The sequence below is a fragment of the Pelagerythrobacter marensis genome (assembly GCF_036700095.1).
GTDB lineage: Bacteria > Pseudomonadota > Alphaproteobacteria > Sphingomonadales > Sphingomonadaceae > Pelagerythrobacter > Pelagerythrobacter marensis_A.
On record NZ_CP144918.1, the window covers coordinates 2,414,739 to 2,427,574 of the forward strand.

The window sequence follows — 12,836 nt, forward strand, 5'->3', positions numbered from 1 at the left end:
GAGGGTGCTCTCCGTCGGTCCAGCGCGGGTTGGGCGGACCGTGATCGTCAATCGGACATTTGGCATCTTTCCACACCGCGCAGTTCCCCAGTCAGCGCCCACCGAATCGGTTATCCACAGCTTTATCACATTTTCCCAACAAGACCTTGCCGTGGTTTCAGGGGGAGGTCGCCGGTTCTCCGGTCGGGTGCGGGCCGGTGCCGTCTCGATGAAAACGACTTTAACCGGCGCGCAGTTCTTCCGCGAGAAGTTCGAAATCGGCCTTGCGCGGCGAATTCTTGCGCCAGATCAGCGCGATCTCGCGACTGGCGGCCTGCGACTTCAGCGGGCGGGCAACGACCTGGGTGTCGTGCAGAATGCCGGCCTCGATCGCCATTTCGGGAAGCATTGTCAGCCCCAGATCGTTGTTCACCATTTGCACGAGCGTGTGCAGCGAAGTGCCGATCATGGTCGCCGAGGCGCGCAGTTCGGGGCGGTTGCAGGCGGCGAGGGCATGCTCCTTGAGACAATGCCCGTCCTCCAGCAGCAGCAATCGCCCTTCGTCGATCATCGACGGGGGAACGACTGCGGGCGGGTCGCGCGGATCGTCCTGGGGAAAGGCCACATAGAGACGGTCGTTGCCGATGTGGGCCTTGTCGACCTCGCCAGTGGCGAACGGCAGCGCGAGGAGCACGCAATCGACTCTGCCGTGATGGAGGCTCTCCACGGCATCGTGGCTCGTTTCCTCGCGCAGGAACAGCTTGAGATCGGGGCGCTCTGCGCGCAGCCGGGGGAGGATGCGCGGCAGCATGAACGGAGCGATCGTCGGGATCACGCTCATGCGCAAAGTGCCCGAAAGCGGCTTGCCGCTCGCGCGCACGAGGTCGGACAGTTCCTCTGCCTCGCGCAACAGGCGATGGGCCTTCTCGACCACCTGTTCGCCCAGCGTGGTGAAGCGCACCACGCGCCGGCTGCGTTCGACGAGCGTCACGCCGAGCAGCGATTCCAGCTCGCGTATGCCGGCGGAAAGCGTGGATTGCGAAACGAAGCTGGCTTCGGCAGCGCGCCCGAAATGGCCGTGTTCGTGCAACGCGACCAGATACTGCAGTTGCTTGATCGTGGGCAGGTAAGTGCTCACTCGGCCGCCTGCGCTTCGGCCATATCATCGGCCATGTCGTCGATGTGGGTCATGTGCAGCTTGCCGCCCTTGACCGCGAAGGCCAGCTTGCCTTCGACCAGTTCCAGCGCGTCGCGCCCGAACACCTCGTAGCGCCACCCTTCCAGAACCGGCAGCTTGCGCACGCCGGCCGCCAAAGCCTCCATTTCATCGGAACGGGTCAGCAGGCGTGCCGCGACATCGATTTCGCGCGTGCGGATCTTGAGCAGGAGCTTGAGAAGATCGGCCACCAGCGCGCCTTCCTTGCCCAGCGGCGCGCCGCGTTTGGGCTTGTCGGGCATTTCGTCGGCCGGCAGCGGCTCGGCCTTCTCGAGCACTTTCATCAATCGCTTGCCTATATCGTTGTCTTTCCAGGCATTCGACAGACCGCGTACCTTAACCAGATCGCCTTGCTGCTTCGGGGGATGGCTGGCGATATCGGCCAGCGTTTCGTCGCGCATGATCCGACCGCGCGGGATATTCTTGTGCTGCGCCTCTCCCTCGCGCCAGGCGGCAAGCGCCTTGAGCCGGCCCAGGACCGCCGGGTTGCGCCCGGCCTGGCGAATGCGGCGCCAGGCATCGCCGGCATCGTTGCGATAATTGGCCGGGTCGGCCAGCTTTTCCATCTCCGCGTCGAGCCATTCGCCGCGTCCGGTCTTGATCAGCTTGCGCAGGATCTTCGGAAAGATCTTCGAAAGATGCGTGACGTCGCCGATCGCATACTCGATCTGGCGTGCGGTCAGCGGCCGGCGGCTCCAGTCGGTAAAGCGCGCGCCCTTGTCGACCGTTATGCCGAGCCAGCTTTCGACCAGGTTGGCATAGCCGATCTGTTCCGACTGGCTGATCGCCATCATCGCGATCTGCGTGTCGAAGATCGGGTGCGGCGTCTTGCCGGTGAGGTTGTAGATGATTTCCACATCCTGCCCGCCGGCATGGAAGACTTTCAGAACGTCCTCGTTGTTGCACATCAGGTCGAGCAGGGGGGCGAGGTCGATCCCGTCGGCCAGCGGGTCGATCGCCGCGGCCTCTTCCGCGTTGGCGATTTGCACCAGGCACAGTTCCGGCCAATAGGTGTTTTCACGCATGAATTCGGTATCGACGGAAACGAAGTCGGACTTCGCAAGGCGTTCGCACAAAGCGGCGAGCCCGTCGGTGGTTGTAATCAGATCGTGTATCTTCATAGGTCTTTTCTGTTGTCGGGCGGAGTACCGCCGCTCGGCCGGCCCGGCGCCTTGACAAAGCTCCGTGCTTGCCCTGTTAGCGCGCGCGATATGCGCAGTGCGCCGCTCGGTGGCGCGCCCTTAGCGCCATAGCTCCAAAAATGGAAAGATTTTAGATGCACGCCTATCGAACCCACAACTGCGCACAGCTGACCAAGGCGGACGTCGGCGATACGGTTCGCCTGTCGGGCTGGATCCATCGCAAGCGCGATCACGGCGGCGTGCTGTTCGTCGACTTGCGCGATCACTACGGCATGACCCAGATCGTCGCCGACGAGGATAGCGAGGCGCTGCCGATCCTCGAAGCGCTCAAGCTGGAATCGGTCGTGACGATCGACGGTACGGTCAAGGCACGCGGCGAGGGCACGGTGAACCCGAACCTGCCGACCGGCGAGATAGAGGTCTTCGCCCGCGGCGTCAGCGTCCAGAGCCAGGCGGAAGAGCTGCCGCTGCCGGTGGCGGGCGAGCAGGACTATCCCGAGGATATCCGCCTGAAGTACCGCTTCGTCGACCTGCGCCGCGAGACCATGCATCGCAATATCATGCTGCGCAGCCAGGTCATCGCTTCGATCCGGCGCCGCATGACCGATCAGGGCTTTACCGAGTTCCAGACACCGATCCTCGGCGCCTCCAGCCCCGAGGGCGCGCGCGACTACCTCGTGCCCAGCCGCCTCCACCCGGGCCGCTTCTACGCACTCCCGCAGGCGCCGCAGATGTTCAAGCAGCTTCTGATGGTCGCCGGTTTCGACCGCTATTTCCAGATCGCGCCGTGCTTCCGCGACGAGGACCTGCGCGCCGATCGCAGCCCCGAGTTCTATCAGCTCGACTTCGAAATGAGCTTCGTCACCCAGGAAGACGTGTTCCAGGCGCTCGAGCCGGTGCTCGCCGGCGTGTTCGAGGAATTCGCCAACGGCAAGAGCGTGACGCCCGCCGGCGAGTTTCCGCGCATCCCCTATGCCGAAGCGATTCTGAAATACGGCACCGACAAGCCGGATCTGCGCAATCCGCTGATCATCAGCGACGTGACCGATCATTTCGAAAAGTCCGGGTTCGGATTGTTCGAGAAGATCGTCGGTTCGGGCGGCCGCGTTCGTGTCGTTCCCGCGCCGAATACCCATGAGAAGAGCCGCAAGTTCTTCGACGACATGAACGACTGGGCGCGGCGCGAAGGCTTCGCCGGGCTCGGCTACGTCACCCGCAAGGGCGGCGAGTTCGGCGGCCCGATCGCCAAGAACCACGGCACCGAAGGCATGGAGAAGCTCTACGCGGAACTCGGCCTGGGCGAGAACGACGGCCTGTTCTTCGCCGCGGGCAAGGAGAAGGACGCGGCGAAGCTCGCCGGTGCCGCCCGCACCCGCGTGGCCGAGGAACTGGGCCTGATCGAACAGGGATGCTTCAAGTTCTGCTGGATCGTCGACTTCCCGATGTTCGAGTACGACGAGGAACTGAAGAAGGTCGATTTCAGCCACAATCCGTTCTCGATGCCGCAGGGCGAGATGGAAGCGCTGGAAACGATGGACCCGCTGGAGATCAAGGCCTGGCAGTACGATATCGTCTGCAACGGCTACGAGCTGTCGTCGGGCGCGATCCGAAACCATCGGCCGGACATCATGTACAAGGCATTCGAGATCGCCGGCTATTCGAAGGAAGACGTCGACGCGAATTTCTCCGGCATGATCGAGGCGTTCAAGCTCGGCGCCCCGCCGCACGGCGGCTCGGCGCCGGGGATCGACCGCATCGTCATGCTGCTGGCCGACGAGCCGAACATCCGCGAAGTCATCGCCTTTCCGCTCAACCAGCGCGCGCAGGACCTGATGATGGGCGCCCCCTCGATGGTCAGTCCGCGTCAGCTGCGCGACGTGCATATCCGCACGGTCGATGCTCCCAAGCCGGAAGGGGCCGAGGCGACGCGGATCGATCGGGCAGGGGATTCCTGACAATGGCATTGGCAATGCGCAGGACGTGGACCGGCCGGACCGACCCGGCGTTTCGCGGTGTCGCCCGGCAATAGCGCCGGCGCCTTTCCCATGCGCGGACGATCGATTTCGTTTTTCCACGAGCAACGTGTGTTGCGAGCCATTGCCGGAATCGCGCTCTCGCTGATCCTGGTCGGGGCGGTTCCGGGCGGTGTCGCTCCGGCAGTCGGCGCCGCGCCGCGGACTGAGGTGGGGCTTCCGCTGGCCAATGAGGCGAACCCTTACGAGCGGCCGGTCGCGAGAATGATGACGCTCCTGGCCGGCTTTACCCACTGGCCCGACCGCCCCGAGTCGCTGCGTCTGTGCGTTGTGCAGCCGGCCGATCACGCCGGGGGTTTGACAGCATCGGGTTTTGCCCGCGAAACGGGCATCCGCACAACTCTCGTGACGGCGCGCACCGTCGCCGAGGAGAATTGCCAGATCGTCTACGTGGGACGCATGTCGATTGCCGAACAGCGCGCGATTACCGATGCCTTTCGCGACCGGCCGACGCTGACGGTGGCCGAAAACGATCCGGCGTGCCGCAGCCGGGCGATGGTCTGCCTGTTGTTCGGCACCGATTCGCTCTCGTTCCGCCTGAATATCGATGCCGTTTCGAGATCCCGCGTCAGGATCGACCCGCGGGTGCTGCGCATGGGCATGGGGGCGTCGCAATGAACCTCGCCGAACGTGCTCCGGCAGGAAGCCTTCCCTTGCGCCAGATGCTGGCGCGGGGGCATTTCCGCCTCGTTATTCTGGCCGTCCTGCTGGCGGCTGTGACGCTGACCGTTAGCGGCGTGGTCCTGATTCGCAGCCACGCGGCGGCCAACGCTGCGCTCACGGCGCGCACCGTCAGCTATGCGGTCGAGCCTGCGGTTCTCTTCGGCGATACCGAAGCGATAGACGAAGCGATCGAGACCGTGGGCAAGACCGGCGGCGCGGATCGGATCGCGGTGATCGACGCGCAGGGCAATCCGCTTGCGGTATGGGAGACCGACCATGACGGTCTCACGGGCTCGATCGAGGCTCTCGCTTCGGGCGCTCTCCGCGGTCCGGCCGAAGTGGTGCCGGTCACGAGCGGCGGGCGCAGGATCGGTTCGGTGATCGTGCGCAGCAGTCTTGCCGATATGCTGCGCTACGCAACGACGGGCTTCGTCATTGCGCTTTGCTGCCTCGGCCTTACGATCATCGCCACGCGCGTGTTGGCCCGGCGGCTGGAGGAAGCCGTGGTCGTGCCGCTGGAGCATGTGGGCGAAATCGCGCACGCCGTCCGTGCGGATCGGACCTTTGGACGCCGCGTGACCGTGTCGGGCATTGCGGAAATCGATCGTCTTGCCCGCGATTTCAACGCATTGCTGGCCGAATTGCAAAGCTGGCACGAAGCCCTGCTGTCGGAAAACGTCGAATTGGCGCGGCGGGCGGAGCACGATGCCCTGACCGGTCTGGCCGGACGCCGGCGGTTCGAGCGCGATAGCGAGAAGATCATCGAACGGGCCCGGTGCGACGGAACCTCGTTCGCGGTACTCTACCTCGATTGCAACGATTTCAAGGAGGTCAACGACGATTTCGGCCACGACGTCGGCGACATGGTCCTGTGCGCGATCGCCGATCGATTGCAGAACAGCGTGGGCGATTGCGGGCACGTCTATCGATTCGGCGGCGACGAATTCGCCGTGGTCTTGCCCCAGACCGGCGAGGACACGTTCGTCGACGGTATATGCGAAAGCATTCGGAAAGCGATGGCCGAGCCGTTCACCCTTGCTCTGCGCAAGGAACGGCAGCTCAGCGTAAGCCTTGGACGTGCGGTCTATCCGCGAGATGGCGAGAGCTGGCGCGAACTGCTGCGCGTGGCCGACAGGCGCATGTATCAGGAGAAGAGGAATGTTCCGAGCGATCCGGCCAGCGCGCGCTAGTTTCGCCCGATTGCGCGCTCTGATCCTCGCCATCGGCCTGGGCCTGGTTGCAGCCTGCCAGACGGTGCCGGAACGGCCCGCCTTCACGCCGGAGCAGGTCGAGGCGCTCGAACGGGCCGGATTTTCCCGCGACGGGGACAGGTATCTCCTGGGGATTCCCGATCGCCTGCTCTTCGCGTTCGACAGCAGCGACTTGCTGCCCGAAAAACGGGTGGCGCTGAACGAGATCGCGGCGGCGCTGTCCGATGTGGGGATTCTCGGCGCCCGGATCGAAGGCCACACCGACTCCGTCGGCGCAGAAGAATACAACCGGGCTCTTTCCCATCGGCGAGCCGAAACCGTCATGCGGGCGCTGGCATACGGCGGGATGAACGCCGGCGCCATGGAGGTGCTGGGGCTTGGCGAGTCGGACCCTATCGAGACCAACGACACCGAAGAAGGCCGCAGCCAGAACCGCAGAGTCGTCATCATCGTCACGCCTGGCGCGGCAATCCCGCTCTGAACGGAAGCCGAAGAAACGCGGCCGCGCGTTCGCATGTCAGGCACTTGCCAGCGGGTCCGGCGTTCATTAGGGCGAAAGCCAATTCCTAACCCCAATCCAAGAGGGCATAACATGAGCGATACCGCCGACCGCGTGCAGAAGATCGTTGTCGAGCATCTGGGCGTCGAGGCCGACAAGGTCACGCAGGATGCGAGCTTCATCGATGACCTGGGCGCCGACAGCCTCGACATCGTCGAGCTGGTGATGGCATTCGAGGAAGAGTTCGGGGTCGAGATTCCGGACGACGCAGCCGAGAAGATCACCACCGTCGGCGACGCGACGAAGTATATCGAAGAGCACAAAGGCTAAGCCGGCGGGAGGTCGCTTCCGTTCGCCTCGTCCCGGCCCCGCGGCTACGCAGGAGGGAACGAGAGGAGGGGAGGATCGGTTTCCGCATGGGCGGGAACGAGCAGGCTCAGCCCGGGCGGGTTGGGCCTGTTGCTCTATCTGGCGGATTTATTCGGATATTCGGAGATGCAGATGCGCCGTGTGGTCGTTACCGGACTGGGTCTCGTCACTCCGCTGGGCGGTGATGTCGAAACAACCTGGGCCAACCTGATCGGGGGTAAAAGCGGGGCGGGGACCATTACCCGTTTCGACGCGAGCAATCAGAAATGCACCATCGCTTGCGAGGTGAAGCCCAAGGATCACGCCTGGGGTTTCGACCCCGACAAACGCGTTGACCACAAGGTGCAGCGGCAGGTCGATCCGTTCATCGTTTACGGTATCGATGCGGCAGGGCAGGCCCTGGAAGATGCCGGCCTGGACGAAATGGGCGACGATCTCAAGCTACGCACCGGCGTCTCGATCGGCTCCGGCATCGGCGGGTTGCCTGGGATCGAGAGCGAGTCGATCGTTCTGCACGAACGTGGCCCCGGACGCGTTTCGCCGCACTTCGTTCACGGCCGGCTGATCAATCTGATCAGCGGACAGGTTTCCATCAAATACGGCCTGATGGGCCCCAACCATGCCGTGGTCACCGCGTGTTCGACCGGTGCGCACTCGATCGGTGACGCGGCGCGGATGATCCGCGACGGTGACGCCGATGTGATGCTGGCCGGCGGGGCGGAATCGACGATCAATCCGCTCGGCGTCGCCGGATTCGCGCAGGCGCGGGCGCTGAACATGAGCATGAACGACACACCGGAAAAGGCCAGCCGGCCTTACGACCGCGACCGCGACGGTTTCGTCATGGGCGAGGGTGCAGGGGTCGTCGTTCTCGAAGAATACGAACATGCCAGGGCGCGCGGGGCGAAGATCTATGCCGAGGTGGTCGGATACGGCCTGTCGGGCGATGCCTATCACGTCACTGCGCCGCACCCGGAAGGGAAGGGCGCGGAACTGGCGATGCGCATGGCGATCGAAAAGTCGGGCTTGCAGCCGGGAGACATCGATTACGTCAATGCCCACGGCACCTCGACAATGGCCGACACGATCGAACTGGCGGCGGTGAAGCGCGTGATGGGCGACGATCTGGGCGGCGCCTCCATGTCGAGCACGAAGTCGGCGATCGGTCACCTGTTGGGCGGTGCCGGTGCCGTCGAGAGCATCTTCTGCATTCTTGCCATCCGCGATCAGATCGTGCCTCCCACTCTCAACCTCGACAATCCCGACGAGGGGACCGAAGGCGTCGACCTGGTGCCCCACACCGCGAGGAAGCGCGAAGTTGCAGCCATCCTGAACAACAGTTTCGGATTCGGCGGTACGAACGCCAGCCTGGTGATGAAGAAGGTGGACTGATATGCGCCGCAGGGGCTGCCTGGCCATCGGGGTGCTCGGCGCCCTTGCGCTGCTGGCAGCCGTGTTCGGGGCCAGGTTCGCGTTCGGCAGCGCGCAGGTGGACGAGGAAACGGCGTTCGTCGTGCCCTCGGGCTCGACGCTCACCGCAGTCGCGCACAAGCTGGAAGACGAGGGGCTGATCACGTCGGCGGAAGGGTTCCTCCTGCGGGCAAAGCTGCTCGGCAGTTCCGACCCGATCCAGGCGGGCGAGTTTCTGCTACCCGCCGGGATCGGATTGGGCGGTATCCTCGACACGTTCCAGCACGGCGAGGTTATCCGGCGTTTCATCACCATACCCGAAGGCATGCCCTCGATCCTGGTGCACGAAAAACTGATGGCGGAACCGTTGCTGACCGGCGAGATTCCTGTGCCGGAAGAAGGATCGGTGCTGCCGGATACCTACGATTTCGAGCGCGGAGAGGCGCGCACCGCGGTATTGGCGCGAATGCAGGCGGCGATGCGCAATTACCTGGCCGAAGCCTGGCCGAGGCGACGGCCCGATATTGCGGTCGACACCGTCGAAGAAGCGGTGACGCTGGCGTCGATCGTCGAGAAGGAGACTGCGCTGCCCAGCGAGCGCCGGATGGTCGCGGGCCTCTATTCGAACCGTTTGAAAGAGGGGATGTATCTTCAGGCGGACCCGACGATTATTTACCCGATAACCCGCGGCAAGCCATTGGGGCGCCGGATTCGCCAGTCCGAAATCGCGGCGGTCAACGATTACAACACGTACGCCATGGCGGGGTTGCCGAAAGGGCCGATCACCAATCCCGGGCGCGAAAGCATCGCCGCCGTGCTCGATCCGGCCGAGACCGACGCGCTCTACATGGTGGCGGACGGAACTGGCGGGCATGTCTTCAATTCCGATTACGCCGCGCATCAGGACGCGGTGGACAAGTGGTTCGAACTGCGCCGGAAACGCGGGGAGATGTGAGCGGAGGCCTGATAGTCACGGCCGAGCTTCCCCCCGATCTCCACAGCTGGGCCACCCGGTTGCGGACCGCGCATTATCCGGCCGAGCGCAACCTGCTGGAAGCGCACGTCACGCTGTTTCATGCCCTGCCGCCAGGCAGCGAGCCCGAGCTGAAAGGGCGCCTTGCCGCGATCACGGCAGAATATGCGCCGGTTGCCGCGCATCTCGACGGTGTGATGCCGCTGGGTGGGGGTACAGCGTTGCGACTGACCAGTCCCGGCATGCTGGCGCTCCGCGACCGGCTGGCAGAGGAATTGCACGGGCTGCTGACGCCGCAGGATTGGCAGGAGCCGCAGCTGCATGTCACGGTTCAGAACAAGGTTTCCAACCGCGCGGCGAAAGAACTGCAGGCGACGCTGGCAGCGCAGATCGAGCCGCGCGGATTCCGCTTTTCCGGTCTTGCGCTGCATCGATATCGGGGCGGCCCCTGGGCGCCTGTGCGACGATGGCCGTTCAGGGGCAAAAGCGAGGTTGACCGGGCCACAAGCCGGCCCTAAATGCGCCGCCTGTCCTTGCTCCGGCAAGGGCGCGCCGAGCTCGCTTCGCGGTCGGCAGGGCCCATGGGGCGGAGTAGCTCAGGTGGTTAGAGCAGCGGAATCATAATCCGCGTGTCGGGGGTTCGAGTCCCTCCTCCGCTACCATTTTCCGGCATAAAGTCAGCGGCTTGAAATATCGCAAGGTTTCCGGCGGTTGGCCGGTTTACAATGCTTCTGCCTTGTCGTCCCTCGAAGCGCCACTTTTTGGCTTCCCCTCCGTCGCAGACGTGCCAATTTGCGAGGGTGCCGGAATTTTGCATCAGGAAAGCAACTTATGCAGACGCGGTGGAGGGCGCCGAGGTGCTGCGGCGCTCGATCGCGGAGCTGTGTCAGGCAGACCACAACGGCGATAAAGCGGCAATAGCCGCGTGGAGCGCCAACAAGACACCCGAGATGTGGAAGGTTTGGGTCGATCAAGAGGCGACCGAGCTTTACGTCGCCGTAGAGGCCGACCGCATTCTGGGTGTCGGAATGCTCGGTCGAACGGGTGAAATAATGCTGAACTATGTCGCCCCCGACGCTCGGTGGCGCGGGGTGAGCAAGAAGTTGCTCGCACATATGGAAGCCGAAGCCCTCAGCAGCGGCTTGCAGCAATGCACACTGGACAGCACCAGGACTGCCCGTGCTTTCTACGAAGCTGCAGGGTATCGTTCCACGGGCGTTGGCAGCGTCATGTTCAAGCACCTGACCGGTGCGGTCGAGCAACGGAGGCCGTAGGCGGTCCGGGAGCGGGATGGGGTGGCTGCCAGACAGCCGAAACCCCAAGTCCCTCCGCTGCCATTCCTGCCTGGGCTGCTGCCTATTTGCGCTTACCGGCAGGGCCGGGATTGTTCCCTTTGGGCCGCTTGTCCCCCTTCGCGGCGCCATTGTGTGCCTTGCCTCTGCCCTTTTCGAATTTCTTTCCGCCCTGCCGAGCCTTTGCACGGGGAGGGCCGCCTCGGTCGCGCGGATGGGGACGCTTGCCACCGCCCGCGGCTTCGGGAGGGCCGCCTTGCGACAATGCGATCGTGACCGGTTCCTCGTCGCCGTCGTTCCCGGCGGTTCGCGCGGCAGCGGCGGCAAACTTCTCGGCAATATTGCGCGGGATCTGGAAATAGGTTTCGCCCGGACCGATACGGATCGCCCCGATCTCGTTCCGGGTTATGTGCCCCCGGCGGCATAGCAGGGGCAGGATCCAGCGCGGATCGGCATTCTGGCGCCGGCCGATGTCCATGCGAAACCAGACCACGTCCTCGAACCCGGGACGATGCCGTTCCTTCTGCGCCTCCCGCCGTGCTTCGGGCGTATTGGCGATCAGATCTTCCGGCTCCGGCAAATGCGAACGATGCGAATGGACGAGCATCGCGGCAATCTCCGCCGGCGTGCGCTCGGCGAGAAGGCGTTCGGCCAGTTCCCGATCCCCTTCGTCGACGTCGACCGGCTCCAGCAGCTTTGCCAGCAACCGCTCGCGGTCCCTGGCCTTGATCGCATCGCGATCCGGGGTATCGATCCATTCGGCCGCGATGCGGGCGTGCCGCAACATCGATTCCACGCGCTTGCGCCGGGAGAATGGCACGATGAGAACGGCGGTTCCCTTCCGTCCGGCGCGGCCGGTACGCCCCGAACGGTGCTGCAGCGTTTCCGCATCGCGCGGTATTTCCACATGCACGACCAGGCTCAGCGAAGGCAGGTCGATCCCGCGCGCGGCGACGTCGGTTGCGACGCAGACCCGCGCCCGCCGGTCGCGCAGCGCCTGGAGGGCCTGGTTTCTCTCCGACTGCGAGTGCTCGCCCGATAGTGCGACCACGGCAAAGCCGCGTTCGCGAAGCGTGGCGTGCAAATGCCGGACCTTTTCGCGCGTGGCGCAGAACAGGATCGCCGTGTCCGCCTCGTGATAGCGAAGGAGATTGACCACAGCGTTTTCGATCTCGGGCGGAGACACGGTGACGGCCCGATAGGCGATATCCCCGTGACCGCGGCTGTCGCCGATCGTCGCGATTCGCAGGGCGTCGCGCTGGTAACGGCGTGCCAGAGCCTCGATCGGGCGCGGCATGGTGGCCGAGAACAACAGCGTCCGGCGCGCTTGCGGCGTGGCGTCGAGGATTTCCTCCAGCTCTTCGCGGAAACCCATGTCGAGCATCTCGTCGGCTTCGTCGAGCACGACCGCCGCAAGCCCCGACAGGTCCAGCGCACCGCGCTCCAGATGGTCGCGCAGGCGGCCCGGCGTGCCGACCACGATGGTCGCCCCGGAACGCAGGGCCTGGCGTTCCTGCGATGGATTCATCCCGCCGACGCAGGTCGCGATCCGCGCACCGGTCTGTCCATAAAGCCAGGCCAGTTCGCGGCTGACCTGCAAGGCCAGTTCCCGTGTCGGCGCAATTGCCAGGGCGAGCGGCGCGCCGGCGGGCGCGACCCGGCCGTTCGCATCGAGCAGCTCCTTCGCCAGGGCGAGCCCGAATGCGATGGTCTTGCCCGACCCCGTCTGGGCGGAAACGACAAGATCCCGCCCGCGTGCATTCGGTTGGAGAACCTCGGCCTGAACCGGGGTTGCGGTCGTATAGCCGCGCTCCTGAAGGGCGGCTTCGAGGGTGGGCGGAAGATCTGGAAATGTCATGGCACCGGCTTGCAGAAGAGGGCGCGCGCAAAAAGCGCCGCAACGGCTGAATGGCTTCTGGGATAGAAGGAGAGGCGCAAATCGCCTGCGTTTCGGGTGTCTCCATAGGCGTGTGAATGGCGTTTGGCTTGCCAAAAATGCCCGGCGGCCCGGCCATGCCCGCATTTTCGGGCAAAGGTGCACTTTCACGC

Annotated in this window: 12 protein-coding genes and 1 tRNA gene; 10 read left to right on the plus strand and 3 right to left on the minus strand. The window is 64.5% G+C overall.

Annotated elements, in window-relative coordinates:
* Positions 1-220 precede the first annotated feature (220 nt).
* Both V5F89_RS11450 and rnd read right to left on the minus strand, forming a co-directional pair.
* Positions 221-1,117 carry a hydrogen peroxide-inducible genes activator gene (locus V5F89_RS11450; RefSeq protein WP_338445763.1) on the minus strand — a complete coding sequence of 299 codons (897 nt, stop codon included), beginning with the start codon at positions 1,115-1,117 and terminating at the stop codon, positions 221-223.
* The gene (gene rnd, locus V5F89_RS11455) at positions 1,114-2,316 is read right to left on the minus strand and encodes a ribonuclease D (protein WP_338445764.1); all 1,203 of its coding nucleotides are present in this window, start codon (positions 2,314-2,316) and stop codon (positions 1,114-1,116) included. Before rnd ends, V5F89_RS11450 begins: the two co-directional genes overlap by 4 nt.
* 155 nt (positions 2,317-2,471) lie before the next feature.
* Between rnd and aspS the strand changes: the two genes are divergently transcribed.
* The 10 genes from aspS (at position 2,472) to V5F89_RS11505 (ending at position 10,769) form a co-directional block, all read left to right on the plus strand.
* The gene (aspS, locus tag V5F89_RS11460) at positions 2,472-4,292 is read left to right on the plus strand and encodes an aspartate--tRNA ligase (protein ID WP_338445765.1); all 1,821 of its coding nucleotides are present in this window, start codon (positions 2,472-2,474) and stop codon (positions 4,290-4,292) included.
* 129 nt (positions 4,293-4,421) lie between these two features.
* Entirely contained in the window at positions 4,422-4,988 is a 567-nt protein-coding gene (locus tag V5F89_RS11465) for a YfiR family protein (RefSeq protein ID WP_338445766.1), read from the plus strand.
* A complete protein-coding gene (locus tag V5F89_RS11470) occupies positions 4,985-6,223 on the plus strand; it encodes a diguanylate cyclase domain-containing protein (RefSeq protein ID WP_338445767.1) in 1,239 nt (412 codons plus the stop codon). Before V5F89_RS11465 ends, V5F89_RS11470 begins: the two co-directional genes overlap by 4 nt.
* Entirely contained in the window at positions 6,192-6,725 is a 534-nt protein-coding gene (locus V5F89_RS11475; protein WP_338445768.1) for an OmpA family protein, read from the plus strand. The genes V5F89_RS11470 and V5F89_RS11475 overlap by 32 nt, the downstream gene beginning before the upstream one ends.
* Positions 6,726-6,836: 111 nt before the next feature.
* Positions 6,837-7,073, plus strand: coding sequence for an acyl carrier protein (locus V5F89_RS11480; protein ID WP_047805955.1), 237 nt, complete (start codon positions 6,837-6,839; stop codon positions 7,071-7,073).
* 171 nt (positions 7,074-7,244) lie between these two features.
* Positions 7,245-8,504: a beta-ketoacyl-ACP synthase II gene (gene fabF / locus V5F89_RS11485; RefSeq protein WP_338447572.1), complete on the plus strand. Its 1,260-nt coding sequence runs from the start codon at positions 7,245-7,247 to the stop codon at positions 8,502-8,504.
* Position 8,505: 1 nt separating this feature from the next.
* Positions 8,506-9,477, plus strand: coding sequence for an endolytic transglycosylase MltG (gene mltG, locus V5F89_RS11490; RefSeq protein ID WP_338445769.1), 972 nt, complete (start codon positions 8,506-8,508; stop codon positions 9,475-9,477).
* Positions 9,474-10,013 carry a 2'-5' RNA ligase family protein gene (locus V5F89_RS11495; RefSeq protein WP_338445770.1) on the plus strand — a complete coding sequence of 180 codons (540 nt, stop codon included), beginning with the start codon at positions 9,474-9,476 and terminating at the stop codon, positions 10,011-10,013. The genes mltG and V5F89_RS11495 overlap by 4 nt, the downstream gene beginning before the upstream one ends.
* A gap of 67 nt (positions 10,014-10,080) precedes the next feature.
* Positions 10,081-10,157, plus strand: a tRNA-Met gene (locus V5F89_RS11500).
* Between the two features lie 180 nt (positions 10,158-10,337).
* Positions 10,338-10,769 carry a GNAT family N-acetyltransferase gene (locus V5F89_RS11505; protein WP_338445771.1) on the plus strand — a complete coding sequence of 144 codons (432 nt, stop codon included), beginning with the start codon at positions 10,338-10,340 and terminating at the stop codon, positions 10,767-10,769.
* A gap of 82 nt (positions 10,770-10,851) precedes the next feature.
* On the opposite strand, the gene V5F89_RS11510 is transcribed toward V5F89_RS11505, so the two are convergent.
* Positions 10,852-12,645, minus strand: a complete 1,794-nt coding sequence (locus V5F89_RS11510) for a DEAD/DEAH box helicase (protein ID WP_338445772.1) — start codon at positions 12,643-12,645, stop codon at positions 10,852-10,854.
* Positions 12,646-12,836 lie beyond the last annotated feature (191 nt).